The 24,325-nt window shown below is 37.3% G+C and carries 25 protein-coding genes; all 25 read left to right on the forward strand.

The features are described 5' to 3' along the window. Nucleotides 1-55: 55 nt before the first annotated feature. Nucleotides 56-1,417, forward strand: a complete 1,362-nt coding sequence (locus MKX78_RS11135) for an MFS transporter (protein ID WP_095373440.1) — start codon at nucleotides 56-58, stop codon at nucleotides 1,415-1,417. Nucleotides 1,418-1,468: 51 nt separating this feature from the next. Further along, entirely contained in the window at nucleotides 1,469-1,924 is a 456-nt protein-coding gene (locus MKX78_RS11140; RefSeq protein ID WP_095373699.1) for a GNAT family N-acetyltransferase, read from the forward strand. A gap of 908 nt (nucleotides 1,925-2,832) precedes the next feature. Continuing rightward, nucleotides 2,833-4,077 carry an MFS transporter gene (locus MKX78_RS11145; RefSeq protein WP_341050922.1) on the forward strand — a complete coding sequence of 415 codons (1,245 nt, stop codon included), beginning with the start codon at nucleotides 2,833-2,835 and terminating at the stop codon, nucleotides 4,075-4,077. Nucleotides 4,078-4,192: 115 nt separating this feature from the next. After that, complete coding sequence (locus MKX78_RS11150; RefSeq protein WP_307314228.1) at nucleotides 4,193-4,873, forward strand: Dph6-related ATP pyrophosphatase; 681 nt, start codon at nucleotides 4,193-4,195, stop codon at nucleotides 4,871-4,873. Then, nucleotides 4,870-5,826 (forward strand): ketopantoate reductase family protein, encoded by a 957-nt coding sequence (locus MKX78_RS11155; RefSeq protein WP_307314226.1) that lies wholly within the window; start codon nucleotides 4,870-4,872, stop codon nucleotides 5,824-5,826. Before MKX78_RS11150 ends, MKX78_RS11155 begins: the two co-directional genes overlap by 4 nt. Next, a complete protein-coding gene (locus MKX78_RS11160) occupies nucleotides 5,810-6,631 on the forward strand; it encodes an MBL fold metallo-hydrolase (RefSeq protein ID WP_445662662.1) in 822 nt (273 codons plus the stop codon). Before MKX78_RS11155 ends, MKX78_RS11160 begins: the two co-directional genes overlap by 17 nt. Nucleotides 6,632-7,073: 442 nt before the next feature. After that, on the forward strand, nucleotides 7,074-8,252 hold the full coding sequence (locus MKX78_RS11165; protein WP_095373436.1) for an acyl-CoA dehydrogenase family protein: 1,179 nt from the start codon (nucleotides 7,074-7,076) through the stop codon (nucleotides 8,250-8,252). Nucleotides 8,253-8,278: 26 nt separating this feature from the next. Then, nucleotides 8,279-9,040 (forward strand): 3-oxoacyl-ACP reductase FabG, encoded by a 762-nt coding sequence (gene fabG / locus MKX78_RS11170; RefSeq protein ID WP_095373435.1) that lies wholly within the window; start codon nucleotides 8,279-8,281, stop codon nucleotides 9,038-9,040. A gap of 20 nt (nucleotides 9,041-9,060) precedes the next feature. After that, nucleotides 9,061-9,510, forward strand: coding sequence for a MaoC family dehydratase N-terminal domain-containing protein (locus MKX78_RS11175; RefSeq protein WP_095373434.1), 450 nt, complete (start codon nucleotides 9,061-9,063; stop codon nucleotides 9,508-9,510). After that, nucleotides 9,507-9,911, forward strand: a complete 405-nt coding sequence (locus MKX78_RS11180) for a MaoC/PaaZ C-terminal domain-containing protein (protein ID WP_307314219.1) — start codon at nucleotides 9,507-9,509, stop codon at nucleotides 9,909-9,911. Before MKX78_RS11175 ends, MKX78_RS11180 begins: the two co-directional genes overlap by 4 nt. A gap of 15 nt (nucleotides 9,912-9,926) precedes the next feature. Beyond that, complete coding sequence (locus MKX78_RS11185; protein WP_341050928.1) at nucleotides 9,927-11,153, forward strand: acyl-CoA dehydrogenase; 1,227 nt, start codon at nucleotides 9,927-9,929, stop codon at nucleotides 11,151-11,153. Further along, on the forward strand, nucleotides 11,153-11,926 hold the full coding sequence (locus MKX78_RS11190; protein ID WP_307314214.1) for an SDR family oxidoreductase: 774 nt from the start codon (nucleotides 11,153-11,155) through the stop codon (nucleotides 11,924-11,926). Before MKX78_RS11185 ends, MKX78_RS11190 begins: the two co-directional genes overlap by 1 nt. A 19-nt stretch (nucleotides 11,927-11,945) precedes the next feature. Then, on the forward strand, nucleotides 11,946-13,124 hold the full coding sequence (locus tag MKX78_RS11195) for a thiolase family protein (protein WP_341050932.1): 1,179 nt from the start codon (nucleotides 11,946-11,948) through the stop codon (nucleotides 13,122-13,124). Nucleotides 13,125-13,157: 33 nt separating this feature from the next. Further along, nucleotides 13,158-13,742 carry a TetR/AcrR family transcriptional regulator gene (locus tag MKX78_RS11200; protein WP_341050933.1) on the forward strand — a complete coding sequence of 195 codons (585 nt, stop codon included), beginning with the start codon at nucleotides 13,158-13,160 and terminating at the stop codon, nucleotides 13,740-13,742. Between the two features lie 2 nt (nucleotides 13,743-13,744). Then, a complete protein-coding gene (locus MKX78_RS11205) occupies nucleotides 13,745-14,188 on the forward strand; it encodes an acyl-CoA thioesterase (protein WP_341050936.1) in 444 nt (147 codons plus the stop codon). After that, complete coding sequence (locus tag MKX78_RS11210) at nucleotides 14,178-15,239, forward strand: phosphotransferase family protein (protein ID WP_328199233.1); 1,062 nt, start codon at nucleotides 14,178-14,180, stop codon at nucleotides 15,237-15,239. The genes MKX78_RS11205 and MKX78_RS11210 overlap by 11 nt, the downstream gene beginning before the upstream one ends. A gap of 10 nt (nucleotides 15,240-15,249) precedes the next feature. After that, a complete protein-coding gene (locus MKX78_RS11215) occupies nucleotides 15,250-15,978 on the forward strand; it encodes a 2-phosphosulfolactate phosphatase (RefSeq protein WP_341050939.1) in 729 nt (242 codons plus the stop codon). Nucleotides 15,979-15,998: 20 nt separating this feature from the next. Continuing rightward, nucleotides 15,999-16,787: an enoyl-CoA hydratase/isomerase family protein gene (locus MKX78_RS11220; RefSeq protein ID WP_341050942.1), complete on the forward strand. Its 789-nt coding sequence runs from the start codon at nucleotides 15,999-16,001 to the stop codon at nucleotides 16,785-16,787. Nucleotides 16,788-16,843: 56 nt separating this feature from the next. Beyond that, nucleotides 16,844-18,523 carry a long-chain-fatty-acid--CoA ligase gene (locus tag MKX78_RS11225; RefSeq protein ID WP_341050944.1) on the forward strand — a complete coding sequence of 560 codons (1,680 nt, stop codon included), beginning with the start codon at nucleotides 16,844-16,846 and terminating at the stop codon, nucleotides 18,521-18,523. Between the two features lie 31 nt (nucleotides 18,524-18,554). Continuing rightward, a complete protein-coding gene (locus MKX78_RS11230) occupies nucleotides 18,555-19,418 on the forward strand; it encodes a branched-chain amino acid ABC transporter permease (RefSeq protein WP_095373424.1) in 864 nt (287 codons plus the stop codon). A 1-nt stretch (nucleotide 19,419) separates the two neighbouring features. After that, complete coding sequence (locus tag MKX78_RS11235) at nucleotides 19,420-20,424, forward strand: branched-chain amino acid ABC transporter permease (RefSeq protein WP_095373423.1); 1,005 nt, start codon at nucleotides 19,420-19,422, stop codon at nucleotides 20,422-20,424. After that, nucleotides 20,411-21,172, forward strand: a complete 762-nt coding sequence (locus tag MKX78_RS11240) for an ABC transporter ATP-binding protein (protein ID WP_095373422.1) — start codon at nucleotides 20,411-20,413, stop codon at nucleotides 21,170-21,172. Before MKX78_RS11235 ends, MKX78_RS11240 begins: the two co-directional genes overlap by 14 nt. Continuing rightward, a complete protein-coding gene (locus tag MKX78_RS11245; RefSeq protein ID WP_307314199.1) occupies nucleotides 21,165-21,872 on the forward strand; it encodes an ABC transporter ATP-binding protein in 708 nt (235 codons plus the stop codon). Before MKX78_RS11240 ends, MKX78_RS11245 begins: the two co-directional genes overlap by 8 nt. 27 nt (nucleotides 21,873-21,899) lie before the next feature. Then, on the forward strand, nucleotides 21,900-23,060 hold the full coding sequence (locus MKX78_RS11250; RefSeq protein WP_307314196.1) for an ABC transporter substrate-binding protein: 1,161 nt from the start codon (nucleotides 21,900-21,902) through the stop codon (nucleotides 23,058-23,060). A 106-nt stretch (nucleotides 23,061-23,166) separates the two neighbouring features. Next, nucleotides 23,167-24,174, forward strand: coding sequence for an NADP-dependent oxidoreductase (locus MKX78_RS11255; protein ID WP_095373419.1), 1,008 nt, complete (start codon nucleotides 23,167-23,169; stop codon nucleotides 24,172-24,174). Nucleotides 24,175-24,325: the final 151 nt, after the last annotated feature.

Genomic DNA, 24,325 nt, shown 5'->3' on the forward strand with positions numbered 1-24,325 from the left:
TTAATTATTGTATAATTATTAATAATCAGAAAATAATTAAAGGGGGTGAAAAGACATGGCCGTTGCATCCTTCACTCGAACGAGCGCTCATAAGCAAGAGAACCCACAATATAAAAAGTTAATTTTAGCACTCTGTTTTTGTAGCTGGTTTGTCGTTATGAACACAACAATGTTTAATATAGCCTTGCCCAATATAATAACAAACTTGCATATTACCCCGATTATCGGTTCGTGGATGGTTTCTGGATACTCCATCGCTTTTGCCATTTTTACACTCACATTTAGTCGATTATCCGATTATATTTCTATAAAAAAATTGCTCCTTATTGGACTTAGTATATTTATAAGCTCTTCGTTGGTTGGATTTTTTGCTGAAAATTTTATTATCCTTTTATGTTCACGAATCTTACAAGCGGTGGGTGCTGGGGCTGTTCCAGGATTATCTATGATCATTGCTAGTAGATATGTGCCGATATCAGAAAGAGCAAAATCAATTGCCATGATTGGTTCAGGTGCAGCATTAGGTTTTGGGTTAGGTCCAGTAGTAGGTGGGGTAGCAACACAATTTTTTGGCTGGAATTACTTATTTCTAATACCGCTAATGGTTCTTGTCTTTTTGCCTATATTAATGCAATTGTCTCCGGAAAATGAAAGAAGGGAAGGTAGCTTTGATATATTTGGTTGCTTTCTTACTAGTTGTACAACTATTGCCGCCCTTTTAACTATCTCGCAAACATCTTATTTATTCGGCGCAGTATTTGTAGGTTTAGCAATCATTACAATGTTCTATTTGATGAAGCAGAATCACCCATTTATATTTCCGCAATTACTATTAAATAAACACTATATCCGATTATTAGTCATTGGTTTATCAGGTTTTATTTTTCATTTTTCAAATTTATTTATGATGCCACTTATTTTAGGGAATTTGCATCATAAAGAGCCGATTACTATGGGTCTATTGATATTTCCAGGTGCCATCATCGCTATGCTTGCTGGACCCTATATTGGTAAGTTGATTGATTTATATGGAAGCAAGCGTTTTATTTCTCTTGGCCAATTAACATTACTGCTCGCCTCATTACTATTTGCTTTTTTACAAGCTTACAATTCGTACTTTATTATGGGTGCTTACATTTTTGCAAGTATCGGTTTTTCTATGCTAAATAGCAGCGTTGCCAATGAAACAGCCTATCTATTATCAGCAGAATTGAACAGTGCAGGTATGGGTCTGTTACAACTACTTCAATTTATTGGTGGAGGAATTGGAGTGACAATATGTGGATTATTAATGAATCTTCAGGGGGAATTGCCATTATATATTCAGTATGAACGCGTCTACTTTATGCTTGCTAGTATTCTCGTACTCGCTTTTAGCTATCAAATCATCTTTCGGAAAGTAGATATTGAAAACTAATCGTTCAAAACAATATAATAATAGAAAAAGAATTCAAGGGGACAATAGATGATGGAATTGAAGATTGATGATTTATCAGGTACAGATATTCAACAATTGATAATGGAACATTTAGAGGATATGAGTAGTCAATCACCTCCTGAAAGTACACATGCATTGAACTTAAATGGTTTAAAACAGCCTTCTGTGACCGTTTGGAGCTGCTGGGAATCTGGTCAACTTGTTGGTTGTGCTGCATTAAAAGAGCTAGACAACCAACATGGTGAGATCAAATCGATGAGAACAGCCAAAAACGCTTTACGAAAAGGGGTAGCAGGAAAACTATTAGATCATTTGCTTCATGAAGCAAAGGAGCGGGGGTACTTGCGTTTAAGTTTAGAAACAGGTTCTATGGAATCTTTTGAACCAGCTAGAAAATTGTACGAAAGTAGAGGGTTTCAATATTGCCAACCATTTGACCACTATAAGGAAGATCCCAATAGTGTGTTTATGACAAGAACAATTTAGAATAAGAAAATTATTCTTGTTAGATAAATGGTTGCTAGTAAAGAATCTCTGTAATGAAACAGGTGCAAACCGAATGTGATTTGCACCTGTCTTTCTTCGCATTATGGAAATATTTTTTTAAAGGACAAAGGTGAAAATGAAAAATAAAATGTAAATGAAGATTAATAAGCCGATAATTGTAAAGGCAATAGTTGCTATTTTACTACTAGAGTATTTATTAAGAACAAACACCATCACAATATAGAGAATAAAAAAGATTAGAGCTGGTAAGAAAATAAAGAATGTTGAACTCAATTGGAAAACCCTTTCTTTTTGCAATATATGTACATTCTCTACTATCTTAAATGAAAGCTAGTAGGACATGCAATATTTCGTACAGAGCATAACCTTTTTGAGGTATTTTTAAGCGTATGATAAGTATATTCAAGACGGTTACAGAAGGAGATGTGTAAACGTGAAAAAATAGAAAGATGGAACACTGTACTGGGCAACCTCCTTTTCCATTGTTTTCTATCTTCTCTTTACTAACGAATGTGATATTGAATAATTTTCCCCCCTTATAATGAAAATTCCTGTGATCTCTTTTAAGCAGTTCAGTTCCGACCGCTTAATACACTAATTAAAGAGTGTATATTTTAAGAGCGCCAATCCTTTGTCGGTTCACACCCACAACCTCAGGCAATTATTGTTCTGTCCACTTTTGCTACCTAACAGATATGGAATCTTTGAGCAATTCCTTTCCCTCTTTTCATCAATATGTTTTTTACAGTATTATTTAATATGGCAAAAAAGAAGTGTAAAAAATTTAGATAATTATTAACCTGTTTATTTTGTTGAGGATATTTATGGTATCATTTGTAAATAACAAAGGTCCTAAATTCTAGTTTAAAAGGAGATTTGCGCGACAATTGATATCATTACATAATTTGAAAGAATGGAAAAACCCAATCATTTTATTAATCTCACTTTCTAGTGCCCATATTGGTAGTTTTGTATATTTAGCAGCCATTAATGTATTGGTGTACAAAATAACAGATGGTTCAGCAGCGGCTGTCGCCGGTCTTTGGGTGATTTCACCAATAATCAACATGATGACAAAGTTGTGGACAGGTAGTTTTATAGATTATCGTAGTAAAAAGAAAATCGTGATGATTACTTATGTTTTACGTGCTTTATTAATTGTAACCATGTTCTTCGCAACGAATATAACCTACTTGTATCTTATTTTAATTGCTTTAAGTGTGGCCCAATCATTTTTTGTCCCTGCGTCAGTAACCTATTCAACGATGATAGTCCCTGTTGAGAAAAGAAAAAAGTTCAATACATTCCGTTCGGTCACATCATCTAGTGCTTTTATTATTGGGCCAGCGATAGCTGGTGTATTTATCTTGTTGACAACCGTTGAGGTGACTCTTTTATTAACTAGTTTGTTTTTTGTCATCGCTGCCCTTTTTATTTGCTTTCTACCTGATGTGGATAAGAAGTTGGAGATCCCTCGATTAACAGTTAAAAGAATAAAGGAAGATTTTACCATTGTTTTTAGCTTCTTAAAAAAAGAGAAATATGTCAGCTTTGTCTACTTAGGTTATTTATTTCTGGTAATTATTTCCTATATTATGGATGCGCAAGAGGTCGCTTTTATTCAAACAGTAGTCGGCCTTTCTGAGACTGATTATAGCTTTCTTTTGAGTATTACAGGTATAGGATCGGTTGGTGGCGCTTTAGTATTAACCATGATGGCAAATAGACTATCAATCCGATCAATGATTGCTTGTGGAATGTTCATGATGGCTATTGGATATGTTATCTACTCATTATCCACGTCATTTACGGCTGTGATGAGCAGTTTTATACTATTAGGTTTTTTTAATAGTTTCTTAAATGCTGGAGCCTTAACTTTTTACCAAAATAATATCCCTGTAGAAATGATGGGCAGAGTGACAAGTATCTTTCAATTGCTGCAAAGTATGTTACAAGTAGGTTATTTAAGTATCATTATACTAATGACTCATCTCATTCCATTAAAAAATATTATCATTACATTGAGTTTGCTCCTATTTGCATTCACTTGCCTTTATGTTGTAGTTATTTTTCGCTATTCTTTTCAACGTTATTTTACAGAAAAAGGTGAGGAGATGTCTGCTGATGAATAACAGCAAATGGCTATGCTTGAATACAACTTTTCTGCAAACAGTTTTATTTGCTACCTAAGAGTGAAAGGAGTATGATGTGTTATAAGAATATTCAGTTTATTATAAGGGGGATTATATGGGAAAAACGGCTTTATCATGGAGTGGGGGGAAGGACGCTTGCTTGGCATTAGACTACTTATTGGCTAATGGAATAAGTGTTGAAGTATTGATTACAACAAAACAACCATCTGAAAAAAGGACATACGGTCATGGGGAAAAAACAAATCTGTTAGTAAAACAAAGTGAATCATTAGGTATACCCATTCATTTTATTGATACAGACATAAATAATTATACAGATAGATTTGTAGAAGAATTAAAGCAACTGAAGTTAAAATATGATTTAGAGGCTATTGCATTTGGGGACATTTATTTTACGCCCCATAAAGATTGGGGAGAGAAGCTTGCTTCAACAGTCGGGTTACAGGCTATTTATCCATTATGGAGAAAAAAAGAAGAAGTAGATGCACTTCTAAAATCGTTTATTCAGCGTGGTTATAGAGCTAAAGTGATAAGAGTCCGTCCGGATTGTTTATCTGATAGTTGGCTAGGCAGAGAGATTGATGATGAGTTTTTTCAGAAGATTAAGTTAGAAGAAGTCTGTCCGATGGGAGAAGCAGGAGAATATCATAGCTTTGTTTATGATGGACCGATTTTTTCTAAAGCGGTTTCACTCCTTACTAAGGAAACTGTGTTATGGGAAGGATCTAAGAAGGTTGATTACCATTTAAGTCATGATGGGGAGGTAGAAGTATGAAAATAGGTGTGGCTGGGGCAGGAGCAGTTGGAAGTTTGTTTGGGGCATTACTTGCAAATGCTCATCATGAAGTGACCTTTCTTGCCAGAGGTAAGCATTTAACTAGATTGCAAGAGAGGGGCATAAAAGTAGTTACTGAGCAATATCCTATCCTTAACTTAAATAATGAGCATACGATTTTCACTAATGACATACATGCGTTAGCTTCAGTAGACATCCTTCTATTTTGTGTGAAGTCTACTGATACGAAAAAGTTAGCTGATAGCCTTAAGGGTGTTATTAAAGATGAGACAATGATCGTAACGATGCAAAATGGAGTGGATAATGAAGAAATATTGGCACGTAGTCTAACGAATAATAAAATTTTTTCTTGTGCGACTTATGTGCAAGCAAGTATAACTGAACCAGGCTGTGTGAAAGAATCGGGGGCACATCAATTATTAATAGGTGCATTACAAAAAGAAGATAGCAATCAAGCGAGAAAAATGGTTGATTTATTTCAAAGAGCAGGAATAAGTGCAAAATTCACAGAAGAAATTCTTAACCATAAGTGGAAAAAGCTTCTTTGGAATATTACCTTTAATCCGTTGTCGGCTATAACAAAAGCAACAATTGGCGAAATATTAGAGAGTGTGGAATTAAGTGCTTTGGCGAAAAACGTGGCAGCAGAAGCCGTTTCTGTGGCAGCAAGACAAGGTTATCCATTTGATAAAGAAAAAGTGATTCAGTCTATTTTTAAAAAAGCCGCCTATGCCAAAGATCATCAGACATCTATGCTACAAGACCGGTTAAATGGTAAGGCAATGGAATACGAATCGATGTGTGGGTATGTTCTTAAACTTGCCCATGAAACAAAAATAGAAGTGCCAACGATTATGTCTTTATATAGTATATTGAAATTTTGGGACGAAAAAGAAAAAAGAAAGGACTACGGATATGTTGAAATCTTATAAACATGAAGGTGTGATTTGCGCCGAAGGGAATTTATTGAAGAATAGTAAAATTTCAAGAAAAATATTTTCTTTTATTATCGACGGTTTGGTGATTGATACTGGGCCGTATTCGATGTCATCTGCCTTCACTCAATTTTATCAATCCTATTTTGTTGATCAGGTCGTTTTAACACATAGCCATGAAGATCATTCTGGCAATGCCTCGTGGTTTGCCAAGCAACAAATTCCTATTTTTTGTCATCGGTTAGGGATAGAGATATGTTCTGAAGAGGCGCCATACCCCTTATATAGGCAAAAAACATGGGGAGCAAGAAAAGCGTTTCCTGCTTATCCATTATCGCAAAAAGTTTCGTCAAGACAGTTTGATTGGGAGGTAATAGAGACACCTGGTCATGCGGATGACCATGTGGCCCTATTTTGCCGCAATAAAGGGATAATGTTTACAGGTGATTTATATGTTCAGCCTCATACAAAGATTGCGATGGATACAGAATCCATTCCGGAAATAATGCAATCAATAAAAAAATTGTTAACTTATGACTTTGAGGCAATGTTTTGTTCTCATTCAGGGTATTTTCCTCATGGTAAAGAACAATTGCAAGCGAAATTGAATTATTTAGAGGATCTCAGTGGTGAAATCATGCAATTGTATCTTGAAGGAAAAAGTGTTTTAGAGATTCAGCAATTACTTTTTCCAAAGCACTATCAAATGATCGCGTTATCAAATGGTGAATGGGATACGCTTCATATTGTTACTTCTATCATTAATGGCAATCAAGAAAAATTCAAAAAATCATCGGTTTAGTCTTGGCAAGAGAAAAAATCTCTGATATTATAATGAATATTAAAAACATACTGACTAGTCAGATAATATTTGATGTTTTTATTACTCCATGACACATTTCCATTCAACTACTAAGAACTTTGCAAAATTACTGCGTGGTTTGGCTGTAGACACTTCTTTGTTTTTAGTTCCGTTACCTCTGCCAAACGTTTTTATCAAAAAATGAAAGCGTTTCCTAACTATTACGTTCAATGAAATTTAACACCATTGTTCTAAGCCGGTTGTAAAGTGAATAGATTCATAATGTCATTTATAGGTGGCTACTCTATGCTTCGCTACAGGCAAGAGTCAAACAAAATGATCATGTTGTTATTAATAATGTGAAAAAACTAACCGGTTAGTATGTAAAGAAGTTCTAACATACTAACTAGTTAGTATAAATAAATAGATAGAGGTGAAAAGAATGGATTTACGGTTAACAGAAGAACAAAAAATGGTACAACAAACCATTAGAAAGTTTGTGGAGAAAGAATTAATTCCGCTAGAAAATGAAGTGTTAAAGAATGAACGAGAAGGAAAGCCAAGCCTTTCTAAAGAAGTGCAGAAGAAACTACAGTTAAAAGCAAAGGAAGCAGGTTTTTGGGGAATTAACACACCTGAGGAATACGGTGGAGCTGATTTGGGACAAATGATGCAAGCCATTGTTTGTATTGAAGTAGCTAAAACGTTTGTGCCATTTAGTTTTGGTGGATCTGCTGACAACATTCTTTATTATGCTAATGAAGAACAAAAACAAAATTATTTAATTCCGACGATAAATGGTGAGAAAAAATCTTGTTTCGCTATGACTGAACCTGGAGCAGGATCTGATACGCAAAATATTCGCATGACAGCAGTGAAAGATGGAGATGAGTGGGTTCTAAATGGTGAGAAAACTTTCATTACTGGTGGTAATGAAGCAGATTTCGTAATGGTCATCGCGATAACGGATAAGGAGCTACATAAGAAAACAAAGGGTAGAGATGGTGTCACTTGTTTTATCGCTGACCGTGAAATGGGCTGGAAATCAGAATTTATCCATACGATGGGTGAATGGGGACCAGCTGGACTTGTATTTGATAATGTACGAGTGCCAGAGAAGAATATACTAGGTGAATTGCATGGTGGTTATAAACTTGGCCTTGAATGGATTGGATTTGCTCGTTGGATAGTAGGAGCAAGAGCAGTTGGAGCAGCAGAGAGACTATTGCAAATGGCCTTAGATTATGCAAAAGAACGAGAAACTTTTGGCAAACCAATTGCTGAGAGACAGGCAATTCAATGGCAAATTGCCGATTCAGCCGTTGAAATTGAGGCAGCTAAGTGGCTAGCTTTAAATGCTGCATTTACTTTGGATCAAGGGGAAGATAATCGACACTATGCATCAATGGCAAAACTTTATGGGTCTAATATGGGGAACAGAGTCGTGGACCGCGTATTACAAATTCATGGTGGCATGGGGTATACAAGAGAGCTTCCGATTGAGAGATGGTACCGCGAGGCAAGACTTTGGAGAATATATGATGGCACAGATGAAATCCAACGTATGATTATCTCAAGAAACTTACTGAAGGGACATGTGAAAATCGGACAACAAATATAAAGGAATGATACAGGGGGCATATGAAAATGACAAGATTCACAGGGAAAACTGCATTTATTACTGGTGGAAGCCGAGGAATTGGTAAAGGCGTCGCTGAGCTTTTCGCACAAGAGGGGGCAAATATTGCTATTATTGATATCAATGAGGAGGCATTAGCAGAAACAGCCGCAGAATTCAAGGAAAAGGGCTATCATATCTTCGTGAAAAAAGCGAATGTTGTGGAAGCAGGCGAAGTAGAAACAGCAATGGAGGAAGTTGTGCAACAGTTTGGTACACTTGATATTTTAGTTAATAACGCTGGTATCATCCGCGATAATTTACTGTTTAAAATGACGGACGATGATTGGCAATTAGTGATGGATGTACATCTGAAGGGTTCGTTTAATGCATCGCGTGCCGCACAAAAATATATGGTCAAGCAAAACTATGGCAGAATCATTAGTATTTCTTCTACTTCTGCTCTCGGTAATAGAGGTCAGGCTAACTATGCAACAGCAAAAGCTGGTTTACAAGGGTTAACAAAAACATTAGCCATTGAACTTGGACGTTATGGTATCACAGCAAATAGTGTTGCACCTGGTTTCATTGAAACAGAGATGACAAAGGCTACAGCAGAAAGAGTAGGGGTACCTTTTGCAGACTTTGTAAATGGAGCGATTGCGGCTATACCGGTTGCGAGAAGCGGAAAACCTGCGGATATCGCAAATGCAGTTGCTTTTTTTGCAGATGAGAAATCATCATTTGTGAACGGTCAAGTAATCTATGTTGCGGGCGGTCCAAAAAATTAAAATAGGAGTTGATACACAGGATGTACACGGATGTGATCGGCAAAGTATCAGATAAGGTGAAGAATACTGTTGAACGAGGGTTAGTCAAACGGTTCGCGCAATCGATTGGCGACCCCCATCCCATTTTTATTGACGAAGAATATGGAAAGAGAAGTAAGTATGGCACAAATATTGCGCCACCTACTTTTCCACGTGTGTTTGAATCGGGCACAATTGAAGAGTTACAGCTTCCTAAAAAAGGTTTGATTCATGGTGAGCAAAGGTTTCATTATGAAAGACCTCTCCTAGTTGGAGAAGATGTTTATGTTTGGACCGAAGTAAAGGATTATTATGAAAAGAAAGGGAGCAATGGTTTAATGGGTTTTCTTTCCGTAGTGAAGTATGGGGAAGATAAGGATGGGAAGCTCATTTTTAAAGAAGAAGCCATTACCATCATTACAGAAGCTGTGAGAAAGGCGATGAGTGTATGAGTAATATCTTGACATTAGAAAAAGGAAAAACATTGTCAGAAACCTTAGCGCCTGTATCGAGAATGGACTTAATAAAGTATTCAGGTGCATCTGGAGATTTTAACCCCATTCATACAGTTGATGAGGAAGCAAAGAAAACGGGACTTCCTGGAATTATCGCTCATGGCATGTGGACAATGGGTAATTTGGCCAAATTATTCACACCATATTATGAAGAAGGGTTTATAAAGGATTATCGCATTCGTTTTTCAGGTATGGTCTTTATTGATGATGTGATTACACTGGTTGCTACAGTGACTGCTGAAGAGGAGCAGGAAATTGCATTTGAGGTGAAAGCAGTCAATCAAGCAGGGAAGGCAGTTTTAAAAGGTGATGTCACGTTTGTTAAAACAAATGGATAAGAGGAGGTGCGGGTAATGAATTTTGAATATTCGGAAAAAGTAAAGCGTTTACAAGCAAAAATTAGTGATTTCATGGATCAATATGTTTTCCTAAATGAGAAAACCTATATGGAGCAAATAAGTAAGGAAAATCGATTTAGTACCCATCCAACCATTATGGAGGAACTAAAAGCAAAAGCAAAAGCAGAAGGATTATGGAATTTATTTTTACCGGATAGCGAAGATGGTGCAGGTTTAAGCAATATCGAATACGCTCCATTATGTGAGTTAATGGGGAGGTCATCTATAGGACCTGAAGTATTTAACTGTGCAGCACCAGATACAGGTAATATGGAAGTATTAGTACGCTACGGAACGGATGAACATAAGGAAAAGTGGCTAAAGCCATTACTAAACGGTGAAATACGCTCTTGTTTTTCCATGACCGAACCGAATGTGGCCTCATCTGATGCGACCAATATCGAATCCAGCATTATTCGTGATGGAGATGAGTATGTCATTAATGGAACAAAGTGGTGGTCATCAGGGGCAGGTGATCCTAGATGTAAAATTGCCATTGTCATGGGTAAAAACGATCCAAACGCCGAAAAACATAAACAACAATCGATGATATTAGTCCCACTTGATACACCAGGTGTAAAAATCAAACGCACATTAAATGTGTTTGGTTACGATCATGCTCCTCATGGTCATGCAGAAATTGAATATAACAATGTAAGAGTCCCTGCTAGTAATATGCTACTAGGTGAAGGGAGAGGCTTTGAAATTGCACAAGGCAGATTAGGACCAGGGCGCATTCATCATTGCATGAGAACGATTGGGGCAGCGGAAAGAGCATTATCTATTCTTTGTGAGCGTGTCCAAGAGCGCATTGCCTTTGGCAAAACATTAGCAGAACAAGGTGTTATTCAAGAATGGATTGCTGAAGCTAGAATGAATATAGAACAATCTCGTTTACTTACATTGAAAGCTGCTTATATGATGGACACTGTTGGAAATAAAGCTGCCAAAACAGAGATTGCCATGATTAAGGTAGTCGCACCAAATGTGGCACTTCAAGTTATTGATCACGCCATTCAAGCACTAGGTGCAAAAGGAGTAAGTCAAGATACACCGCTTGCTGCAAGTTGGGCGAATATTCGAACATTACGATTAGCAGACGGTCCAGATGAAGTCCATAAAAGAGCGATTGCAAGACAAGAGTTAAAAAAATATAAAAAAGTAGCACAGGGGGTCCAATAATGCATGTAAAAGAACTGTTCGATCTATCTGGAAAAACAGCTATTGTCACTGGGGGCGGAAGAGGATTAGGTGAACAAATTGCTGAAGGGTTTGCAGAAGCTGGAGCAAACATCGTGTTATGTTCCAGGAAAAAAGAGAATTGTGATGAAGTGGCCGATCGTTTAAAGGAACTTGGTGTTGAAGTACTGACTTTTAAATGTGATATTACTAATCCAGAAGAAGTGCAAACAGTCGTCGATGAAACGATTCAGCGTTTTGGAAAGATTGATATTCTTGTCAATAATAGTGGGGCAACATGGGGGGCACCAGTAGAAGAAATGCCTCTAGAAGCCTTTCAAAAAGTAGTCAATGTAAATGTTGTAGGCACATTTCTAATGTCACAAGCTGTTGGTAAAGCAATGCTGGTTGAAAAACAAGGGAAAATCATTAATATAGCTTCTGTTGCTGGACTTAAGGGGTCAAATCCAGAGTTAATGGACGCAATTGGATATAACTCAAGTAAGGGTGGTGTTATTTCTTTTACAAAAGATTTGGCTGTGAAATGGGGACCAAGAGGCATTCATGTCAATGCGATTGCACCTGGGTTTTTCCCAACAAAAATGTCCAAGGTTCTTATTGAAAGAAATAGCGATCGCTTCTTACAGAGGACACCACTTAGGAAATTTGGTTCCGACTCTGATTTAAAAGGGGTGGCTCTATTTTTAGCCAGTGGTGCGTCCGATTTCATTACTGGTGAAACAATTGCGGTAGATGGTGGAACAACGGCGATGTAAAGAGAAGGGGATGGGTGAAATGGGTAATAGAGAAGCAGTAATCGTTTCAGCTGTACGCACAGCGATTGGTAGGCAGGGAGGTGCTCTTGCCTCCGTTCCAGCTCACGTATTTGGTGGCGAAGTTATAAAGGCAGCAGTAGAGCGGGCGCAAGTGAATGTGGGAGAGATTGATGATGTGATTTTTGGTAATGTGCTAAGTGGTGGGGGAAATATTGCTAGATTATCAAGTCTTCAATCAGGTCTTTCTCTTAATCTACCTGGCTTAACAATAGACCGCCAATGCGGATCAGGTATGAATGCTGTTGCACTTGCTGCAGCAATGATTAAAGCCGGTGAGGGAGATGTCTATATTGCAGGTGGAGTAGAAAGTATGTCGAGGGCACCTTACTTGATGGATCGGGCTGATCAACCGTATAGTCCAAGACCCCCTCAATTTAGAAAATCACGACTTTCACCTGATGAAGTTGGAGATCCTCCTATGGGGATAACAGCAGAAAATTTAGTAGAAAAATATGATATTTCTCGTCAAGAGCAAGATGAATATGCCAATCGTAGTCAAGCAAGAATGGCTAAGGCGATGGCAGAAGGCCGTTTTAATGAACAAATTGTTCCGATAAAGATTCCTACTAGAAAAGGTGAGCCGATTACTTTTAATGAGGATGAACACCCAAGACCACAAACAAATATAGAGGGGTTAGCTAAACTTAAACCTGCATTTAAGCAAGCTGGCAGTGTGACAGCCGGTAACAGTTCAGGCTTAAATGATGCGGCTTCGGCGCTTGTTATCATGTCAAGAGAAAAAGCGAATTCACTCGGTTTACGTCCATTAGCCGTCATAAAAGAATCAACTGTCGCTGGTGTTGACCCTAATATTATGGGAATAGGTCCTGTACCTGCTGTTAGAAAACTATTAAAGAAAACTGGAAAAACACTTGAAGATATTGATTTAATTGAATTGAATGAAGCATTCGCCGCACAAGTCATTGCTTGTGACAGGGAGTTATCATTCAATCCTGAAAAGTTGAATGTGAATGGCGGAGCGATTGCTCATGGTCATCCATTAGGCGCAACAGGTGCCATACTTGTTACGAAAGCAGTGTATGAATTGCAACGGTCACTGAGCCAGACGGCTTTAATTACCGCTTGTATTGGTGGAGGTCAAGGGATTGCCCTTCTCATTGAAAGAGAACTAGTCTAAGAATAGGCATAGACATAGTCAGGAGGGCTTTTAGTGAAAAATCAAATTTTAAAGAAAAGCATCGATTTGTTTGATGATAAAGGCTTTAAGGAAACGACCATTCAAGATATTGTCGATCAACTCGATGTGACGAAAGGTACTTTTTATTATTATTTCAACAGTAAGCAGGAAGTATTAAGGGATATCCATTTAGAATACATCGAAGGTTTATTACAAGAACAAGAGGAAATCTTACAAAATCAAACATTAAGTAATAAAGAAAAGCTCTACGAAAACATTTATTTAACATTAAGTAAGATTGACACCCAGGGAAAAGAAGCACGAATTGTGCATCGGGAGTTAAGGCATTTACATGAAGATCATGTCACACAAATTAAATTAAAGAGAAAAGAATATCGATTAAATTTTGAAAAAATTATTGATGAAGGTAAAAAGACAAGAGAGTTTAGTAATCATATTCGAACGGATATTCTTGCATTCGGATTTTTAGGAATGACGAATTATAGCTATTATTGGTTTCGCACAGATGGTGAACTAACGGATAAGGAATTAGCACGATTTTATACCGAAATTATTTTAAAAGGTATTGAAGAAGTGCCTGTTAAAGAGGGGATTTGATGATGCATAAAAAACATCAAATAGAGGTGTATGTACGGTTTAGTGAAACCGATGCTGTTGGCCATGTCAATAATACAAGTTATTTTCTTTATTTTGAAGAGGCAAGAACGAAATTATTTTATGAGATTTTACCTAATAGAAATAAACAAAGTAGTATGATTTTGGCTTCTATTCATTGTGATTATGTTGCCCCAGCTTTCGCAGGTGAGGAACTAGTTGTGACTACTGAGGTTAGCAATATTGGCCGTAAAAGCTTTGAATTACAGCATTTATTGACAAAGAAGATGGATGGGAAATTGGTTGCTAAAGCAAGTTGTGTCACTGTGTGTTATAACTTCATAAATGATCATTCTATTTTGATTCCAGAACATTTAAGGGATAACTTAAAAAAATATCAGCCTCTCGCATTACTAAGTAAAACAGAGGAGGGTGTTCATGACTTCTGATACAATTCCCATTCGAGAAGGTGAAGGGCTTGATGTTCATCGCTTAGAACAATATTTAAAAGCAAATATAGAAGAAATACCTAACAAACCATTAGAAATCTCCCAATTTAGTGCAGGTAAATCAAATCTAACCTATCAATTAAAAGCTGGCAACTGGGAAGCTGTGTTAAGAAGACCGCCTATGGGACCAGTAGCACCTAAAGCGCATGATATGGAAAGAGAATATAAAGTACTACAGGAAATCCACCCTTTTTTCAATCAAGCACCGAAGCCTTTTATTTACAGTGATAAAGAACTTTTAGGTGCACCATTCTTTATTATGGAAAGAAAAAAAGGGGTGGTGATAGACGATTCCCTCACTATTCCTGATGGTGACAGTACTTATGATGTAGGTCAAAGAATATCACAATTGATGGTAAACACTCTTGTGCAATTACACGCTATCAATTATCAGAAGACCAAACTAAAAGATATGACGAGACCAGCTGGGTTCATGCAAAGGCAAGTAGATGGCTGGATAAGCCGATATCATCGTAGTAAAACAGATGAAATTAATGGGATTGATGAACTTACAAATTGGTTAGAGTCACATCTCCCACATTCCGAAAAAACAACGATTATCCATTATGATTTTAAGTTAAATAACAGTATGTTCAATCAACAGTTAACAAGATTAATCGGTGTCTTTGATTGGGAAATGTCAACTGTTGGTGACCCGTTAGCAGATCTAGGTGTTGCCTTAAGCTACTGGCATGAAAAAAATGATTCCGATCTATTGAAGAGAGGTCTAGGAGAAGAGTCGGTGACGACAAAGCCAGGCTTCTTCACAAGAGAAGAGTTTATTCAAGCATATGCGCTAAAAAGTGGGACAGATGTCAGTCAAATTCATTATTATTTAACATTTGCTTACTTCAAACTCGCCGTTATATGTCAGCAAATTTATTATCGTTGGAAGCGCGGACAAACAAAAGACGAGCGCTTTTCTAATCTAAACTTATATGTAAATAACTTAATACAACATGCTGTAAAGACATCTAGAAGAAAATTGTGAGGTTATTGATATGGTGAAACTTCATGTAGTCATGAAAAAAGAAGAAATCGATAAAGAGAAATTAAATGGGCAGAAGGTGGTAGTTGTATTTGATATTTTGATGGCCACATCAGTTATAACAACTGCGATTCAACACGGGGCAAAGGCGGTCATACCAGTAGCGAATCAAGAGGATGCATTATATGAAGCAAGCATTCGTGAAAAAGGAACATATGTGTTAGTTGGAGAATATAACGGGCTAACGATAGACGGATTTGAATCACCCCATCCAGAAAGATTATCTAAAACTGTTGAAGGTAAGGATATCATCTTAACAACCACCAATGGAACAGTGGCCATCAAACATGCTCTTAATGCAAAGAAAGTGTATATAGCATCCCTCTTAAATGCCAAACATTCTGCTAAGGCAGTTTGTAGCGAACATCTTGATGAGACGGTAGTACTTGTTTGTTCGGGATCTTCTGGTGCATTTAATGTCGAGGACTTTTATGGAGTCGGTTATTATATTGATTGTTTAATAACTAGCAGTCATAAGGCTTGGGAAATGTCAGATACAGCACTGTGTGCCCATCAGTTTTATTTGGGTGCAAAAGAAAAAGGAACAGAATTATTAATGGCTTCACGTGTAGGTAAAATGATTGCAAATCACGGTATGAAGACGGAAGTAGCATTCGCAGCTCAAAAAGATATTTTTGCCGTTTCCCCTATTGTAACGGATGAAGGCGTAATCGGCGTTTAATAAAAAAATGAGGTGAAGATATGACATCGAAAACAATGAGTCATTTACTAATGAAAATTGAGAATGGTGTAATGGAATTAACATTAAATCGTCCTGAGGCATTAAATTCATTTAGCCCTGAGCTAATTCAAGGGTTAAAATCAGCACTACAACAAGCCAAAGCGGATAAAGATATTCGTGTTATTGTATTGAAGGGAGCGGGAAGAGCTTTCAGTTCTGGTGGAGATGTAAAAAGGATGGGTTCAAGATCGCCTATAGCTACTTATGAACATATTGGGAATTTGAATGAGCTTATTCTTTTAATACAATCTGTAGAGAAACCAATCATTGCAGCCGTACATGGATATGCGGCAGGAGCAGGGTTTAATCTAGCACTAGCATGTGATTTTATCTTAGCAGAAGAAGAAACTAAATTTATTTTAAGCTTTTCTAAAGTAGGCTTAATTTCGGATGGCGGCGGCTCTTATTTTCTACCTCGACTAGTTGGATTACAACGTGCGAAGGAACTATTATTTAGCGCAGAGCCATTAACAGTTGAAAAAGCATACGAATTTGGCATCGTTAACCATATTTACAAAAAAGGTCACTTTGAAGATGATGTAAAACAATATGCGGAAAAATTAAGTGCTGGGCCAAATATTGCGTATGGATTTATTAAAAAACTTACTAACGAATCTTATCAGTTATCATTAAAACAAGTATTAGAACAGGAAAGGATTACACAAGGTACGATGGTAACAACAGAGGACCATCATGAAGGAATTACTGCTTTTAAAGAAAAAAGACAACCTGACTTCAAACGTTCTTAAATTAAATATGACACCTCTATGAGCTATTCTAAAAAGTTAAGGAGGAGATTAAATTAATGCAAACAAGACATTTTGATCACTGGCCAAAGCTTCCAAAAAAACTGATTGTTCCAGAAACTTCAGTTTACCAAAACTTGGAATTCTCAGCACTTCAATATCCTTCGCGAGAGGCTATCCATTATTATGGAAATGAAATAAGCTTTAAGCAATTATTAGACGAAGTGAAGAGTGTTTCTAGTTATCTTCAAACGGAATTACAGGTAAAAAAAGGAGATAAAGTCCTGCTCTTTATGCAGAATTCTCCACAGTTTGTCATTAGTTTCTATAGCATTATGAGAATCGGCGCAGTCGTCGTTCCGATTAACCCAATGCTTGTTACGAGTGAGTTAGCTTTTTATATTAATGATTGTCAAATTGAAACAGCAGTTATCGGTCAAGAATTACAACCTATTGTAAAACCACTGATTGAACAGACTTCTTTGAAACACCTACTTATTGCCTCCTATTCAGATTATATTGACCCACAAGATAACATAGATAGACCAGATGTAGTTGCAGAACCACGAAAAGAATGGACAGAAGAGCAAGATCATTTCCGGTGGGATGACGCTATAAAGATAAGAGAAATCGTTCCTTATTATACGAGCAAACAGGATGATTTAATCGTCCTTCCTTACACTTCAGGAACAACCGGTGTACCAAAAGGCTGTATGCATACGAATTATTCTGTTCAAGCCAATACCGTTGGTGGTGCTTTATGGGGGAGGATTTCAAGTAGCAATGTCATTTTATCTTCTTTGCCATTTTTCCATGTGACCGGAATGGTGCAAAGTATGCATGTACCCATTTATGCTGGAAGTACCATGGTCATTATGACTAGATGGAATAAAGATACGGCATTACAACTTATTGAGAGAAAGCAGTGTAGTAATTGGACAGCTATAAGTACGATGTTAATTGATTTTATTTCTAATCCAAAATTAACAGCTGATCGTATAGCTTCACTTATTGGCATTTCCGGTGGTGGCGCTACTTTGCCGGAAGCAGTTGGTCAGAAATTAGAGAAATTAACTGGATTAACTTTTTTAGAAGGGTATGGCTTGACCGAAACAATTGCACAAACCCATTCAAATCCAACAGATCATCCGAAAATGCAATGTTTAGGCATTCCCTTCTTCGATGTGGATGCTAGAATTATAGATCCTATTACAAATGAAGAATTGGGAATCGATGAGGTTGGTGAAATCATCATTCATGGTCACCAAGTAATGAAAGGTTACTATAATCGTCCAGAAGAAAATGAAAGCGCTTTTATTACTATAGAAGGAAAACAATTTTTTAGAACAGGTGATTTAGGAAAAGTAGATGAAGAGGGTTATTTCTTTATTGTTGATCGTGTAAAAAGAATGATTAATTCTTCAGGTTATAAAATTTGGCCAACAGAGGTGGAGTCGATTCTATATCGTCACTCTGCGATTCAACAGGCTTGTGTCGTTGGGATTCCTGATCCGAGACGAGGAGAAGCAGCAAAAGCCTTCGTAATATTAAATGAAGACAGTAAAGGAAAGACATCTGCTGAAGAGATTATTCAATGGGCTAAAGAGCATATGGCTGCCTATAAAGTTCCGAAAGTGGTTGAGTTTAGAGAGTCTTTCCCGATGACATCTAGCGGGAAAATATTATGGCGTAAACTGAAAGAAGAAGAAGCATCGAAAGTGAATCAACAAAAAGTCTAATCTTCTACTGACGTGAAAAAGGGGGAAAATGATGGAACTTTTAATGCAACAATTGTTTAATGGATTAACAATTGGGAGTGTCTATGCCCTAGTAGCTTTAGGGCTCACTTTAGTATACGGCATTCTCCATATTCCAAATTTCGCTCACGGTGCTCTGTACATGGTAGGTGGATACATCACTTTAATTATGATGACTGAAGCAGGTTTACACTATATTCTCGCAATGGTTGTTTCCATTTGTGTAGTCGGACTATTAAGTGTCTTAATGGAGAGACTTGTGTTCTATCCTCTAAGACACTCTCCTCCTATTCAAGATAAAGTGGCTGCCATCGGTATTTTACTTTTTCTTGAAGCATTAGCACAGTTTATATGGGGAGCGGACTATCGCCAAATGTCAACACCTTTTGGGCAGGTGGTGGAAGTGTTTGGTCTCACACTGACATTGCAGAGAATACTCATTGTATTCGCAGCAATTGCGGTAATGATTTTGCTTTACTGGTTCTTAAAGAAAACATTTACGGGTAGGACAATCATTGCAATGGCCCAAAATAGAGAAGGGGCGCAATTAGTAGGTATCAACACACATAAAGTAGCGATCCTCACTTTTTTTATTGCTGGTGCTCTGGCGGCAATTGGTGCTTCACTTACGTCACCAATTAACCTCGTCTTTCCTGGAATGGGACATCTGGTAATCCTAAAAGCTTTTGTCATTATCATCATCGGTGGAATGGGCAGTATTCCAGGAGCCATATTGGGTGGATATATCCTAGGGTTCACGGAAAGTTTAGGAGCAACCTACCTTTCTGCAGATTATAAAGACATCATCGCTTTTGTATTATTAATTCTCATTCTATCAATCAAGCCTCAAGGAATTTTCTCTAAAGGAGGCGTATAGAATGAACGTTCTAACAAACAAGAAGGTAATTATACCTTTGCTCATCGTTCTCGGAATCGTTTTCCCTTTCGTTATTCCGAATCTTTATTATCTTCATATTATGACTTTGGCTTTTATTTGGACCATCGCAGTTTATGGCTTGAATTTACTTGCGGGTTATACAGGTTACTTATCTTTAGCTCATGGTGGTTTCTTTGCAATTGGGGCGTATGTTATCGGCATCCTTACTGTTAAACTTGAGATGGGTTTTTGGTTAAGCTTTTTGTTAGCCCCATTGGTAACGATGTTCATCGGGTTAATCATCGGGCTGTTTGCCTTAAGAACGAAAGAACACTTTTTTGCTATATATACCCTTTGTGTAGGCTATATTATTTATCTAGTGATTGATAAGTGGGAAGGTCTAACTGGTGGCGTAAGAGGACTAATTGGTATCCCTTTGCCAGAGGCAATCGGTCCAATTACTTTTCAATCACCAACAGCTCAATATTATTTAGCGTTTTTCATTTTTCTCCTCGTTGTGGCTGTCATTTATCGTATCGTGCATTCACTAACTGGGAGAACATTTATCGCTATTCGTAATAGTGAAGATTTAGCGTTATCACTTGGTATTTCAACTAAACGGAATAAACTTCTTGCCTTTGTACTTTCCACTTTTTTTGCTGGTTTGGCAGGAGCGATGTATGCAGGTTTTATCCGTTTCATCGGTCCAGAAATAGCTTATACAACGATCACATTTGATTTGCTTACTTATATGATTGTTGGTGGAATTGGTACATTTGCTGGTCCGATTGTAGGGACATTTCTTATCGTGATCATCTCGCAAAATCTACAATTCTTACAAGATTATCGGATGCTCATATTTGGTCCATTATTGACATTACTCATCATCTTTTCTCCTAGAGGAATTGTTGGGTTTATTCAAATGCAGTTGTATCAAAGAAAACGGAAAAAACAGGAATCTCTTGCTTACAAAAACAGGGAGGAGGAGACAAATGCTGGAGGTTAAAGGCTTAACGAAGCGTTTTGGTGGAAATGTAGCAGTGAAGTCAGTGGATTATTCCGTCCAACAAGGGAAGATCAACGCCATCATTGGCCCTAATGGTGCGGGGAAAAGTACATTCTTTAACTTGATTACAGGTGTGCACGAACCGACCGAAGGAACGATTATCTATAAAAATGAGGAGATTACTAGACAACCAGCGAATGTGATAGCAAAGCTAGGTGTGGCAAGGACATTTCAAAGTACACACTTATTTGAAATGTCGACGGTGAAAGACAATGTAATCGTTGGCCATCGCTTGCGAACGAAATCTAATCTGTTTGATAGTATCTTTCGGACGAAAAGGCTAAAAGAAGAAGAACAACAATGTATCGCCAAAGCAGAGGAATCTTTAGATTTCGTTGGCTTATCACATGTAAGTGATCAACTAGTAACAAATATTTCTCAAGAAGAGAAGAAACGTGTTGCTTTCGCATTAGCACTTGCTACTGATCCTGAGATCGTTTTTCTCGATGAACCAACAGCTGGGGTCAATCCTGATGAAACAGATGAAATGGCAAAATTAATCCAAAAAATGGCGGATAAAGGTTTAACGATTTGTCTTATTGAGCATAAGATGCCGATGATTATGCGGTTGGCGCATCATATTATGGTTTTAAACTATGGAGAAAAGATTGCGGAAGGAACACCAGCAGAGATCCAAAAAAATGAAGAGGTCATCAAAGCCTATTTAGGAGGGACGGTGAGTGCTTAAATTAGATGGAGTTTCTGCTAAATATGGAAAATATTTAAGTATTAAAGATATTGATATTGATGTTGTGGAAGGCGAGATTGTTGTTTTACTAGGGGCGAATGGAGCAGGGAAAAGCACGACTTTCAAAACAATTAGTGGTCTATTAAAAGCAACTTCAGGCAAGATACTTTTTAATGATGTACCTATTCATCAAACGGCACCTGAAAAGATTGTACAAATGGGGATTGTCCAATGTGCCGAGGACCGTAAATTGTTTCCTTATATGAACGTAGAACAAAATCTAATGATGGGAGGTTATATTCATCGTAAGCGTAAAGCGCAATTGAAACAATCATTAAATGATGTGTTCGAGCTTTTTCCGATTCTTTACGAAAAAAGAAATGAAGCAGCAGGTTTACTAAGTGGTGGACAACAGCAAATGCTTGCAATCGGCAGAGCTTATATGGCTAAACCGAAGTTAATGTTACTTGATGAACCTTCCATTGGGCTAGCACCACTTATTGTTGAGCAAATGTTTGAAAGCATTAAAAATATTAATCAAGAAGGAACAACCATTCTTTTAGCAGAACAAAATGCATTTGCAGCGTTAAGTATTGCGAAGAAAGGTTATGTGTTTGAAAATGGGCAGATTGCATTGCAAGGGACTGCGGATGAGCTTTTATCAAACCAAGAGGTAAGAAAGGCTTATATTGGTGCATAAGTAATAATTATTAAGGGGGAGAGTTTTATGAAAAAGCGGAAATGGTTAAGTGTTTTAGTCGTATTCACTATCTTTTTTCTTTCAGCTTGTGCACAATCAAGTGGTGGCAATGGTGAGAAAGTCGTCAATATTGGTTATAGTGGTCCATTGAGTGGTGCTGCTGCTTATTATGGTGAAAACACATTAAATGGTTTGAAGATGGCAGTAGAGGACATTAATAAAGAAGGTTTTGAAGTAAATGGTGATAAATACAAACTGAATGTTGTTGCCTTGGATGATAAATACCTACCTAATGAAACAGCATCAAATGGAAAACGCTTAGTTCAAGAAAACCAAACACCAATTATATTCTCGCCACATAGCGGTGGCATCTCAGCGTTACAAGTATTTAACGAAGTGGATAATTTCATCGTATCAGCCTATTCGAGTGAACCAGATATTGTTGAGCGTGGGAATACATTAACTGTTAGAATACCGCCGAGCTATGAAGGATATATTGAGCCATTCTCCGATTATGCGATGGATAATTTCGGAAAAAAATTAGCTGCTATTCCGCCTGTTACGCAATATGGAAAAGATTGGGCTGAAGCGATTATTCCATACTGGGAAAGTGCAGGAGGAGAAGTAGTTCATAAAGCTTCAGTTGATTACTCTAAAGATACAGACTTTTTTACTCTTTTAACGAATGCATTAAAAGAAGAGCCAGATGTCCTCTTCATTGGTGGACCTTCAGAACCTACTGCTAAAATTGTATCGCAGGCAAGACAGCTTGGATATGACGGAGGTTTTATCGTGATGGACCAAGCGAAATTGGATGAAATGAAAAATGTGACAGGTTCATATGATGTATTAGAAGGAGCGATAGGTGTTGTTCCGCTTATATATACAGAATATTCTGGAACAAAGGAGTTTATTGATAAGTATCGTGAAAAGCATGACAAGGACCCAGGTTCTGAAGCAGGCTATCACTATTTAGCAATGTATGTATTTGTAGAGGCAATGAAAGCAGCGGGATCTGTTGATGATGCTAAGCTTATACGGGAACACATTGAAGATGGATTAACTAATTTACCAGATGATAAAAAAGTATATGATTTGAAACATATTGAAGAAAATGGGGCAATCGAAAACTTTATCAGAATGGGTGTAATTAAAGATGGTGAGTTTGAAGAAGTAGATGTAGAGTAAAAAGAGGGCGTCTGTGAGTGAAGAAGGTTCACAGACGTCCTATCTTTTGTTTTACCTTAATTGATAAGGGTATAGAGAAGTAGAACGTATAAAATGGAGGGATAAAATGGGTAATCGAAGTATTCTATTAGTCGAAAGACCAACCGGAATGCCAAATGATAAAAATTTTGAATTAGTAGAGAGTGAAGAACTTCCTCGTTTAAATGAAGGGGAGGTATTAATACAAACCATTTACCTTTCTGTTGATCCATATATGAGAGGCAGGATGAGTGGGCGAAAATCATATATTGAGCCTTTTGCATTAAATGAAGTGTTATCCGGTGGAATTGTAGGTCAAGTAATTGAATCAAAGGATGGTAATTTTAAAGTGGGTGACTATGTGGAAGGGCGGCTTGGCTGGTCTGATTATAATGTAGCTAAAAGTCATCAAGTACGTAAATTAAATCCTTCTATAGCTCCTATATCAACAGCATTAGGTATTGTGGGAATGCCAGGATTAACAGCTTATTTTGGCTTACTAGATATAGGTGAGCCTAAAGAGGGAGAGACGGTTGTGGTCTCTGGAGCAGCAGGTGCCGTTGGTTCAACGGTTGGGCAAATAGCTAAATTAAAAGGCTGTAAAGTGATAGGAATCGCTGGAACGGAAGAAAAATGCCAATATTTAAAAGAAGACCTACATTTTGATGAAGTCATCAACTATAAAACTGATAATATAAAGGATAAGGTTAAACAATATACACCCGATGGCGTCGATATTTACTTTGATAATGTAGGTGGAGATATTTCCGATGAAGTAATAAAAAGAATTAATTACAAAGCAAGGATTATTCTTTGTGGACAAATCTCCTCCTATAATGCGACAGAAATAGAGCATGGGCCGAGAATACAAGGGTTATTAGTACAAAAAAGCGCATTAATGAAGGGTTTCATTGTTGGTGATTATGCAAATAATCACGAAGAAGGCTTGAAGCAACTTGGAGAATGGGTTAATTCAGGAAAGCTTCAATATCGTGAAAATATCGTGGAAGGTTTAGAAAATGCTCCTCATGCTTTTATTGGCTTATTTAAGGGAGATAATTTAGGTAAACAACTGGTTAAAGTGAGTGATGATTAACATGAACGAACTATAAGAGCATGGATATTGGAGAAGAACAAATAACGTGTTTGGCATAATTTGTTCTTTTCCTTATTATTGTGAATGTTTGATCCTGCTACTAGCTCTGTAATAGAACAATAAGGGACAATTAGATACATATATTGGAGGA

It is taken from the genome of Cytobacillus sp. FSL R5-0569 (assembly GCF_038007265.1).
GTDB classification, from domain to species: Bacteria; Bacillota; Bacilli; order Bacillales; family Cytobacillaceae; genus Cytobacillus; species Cytobacillus kochii.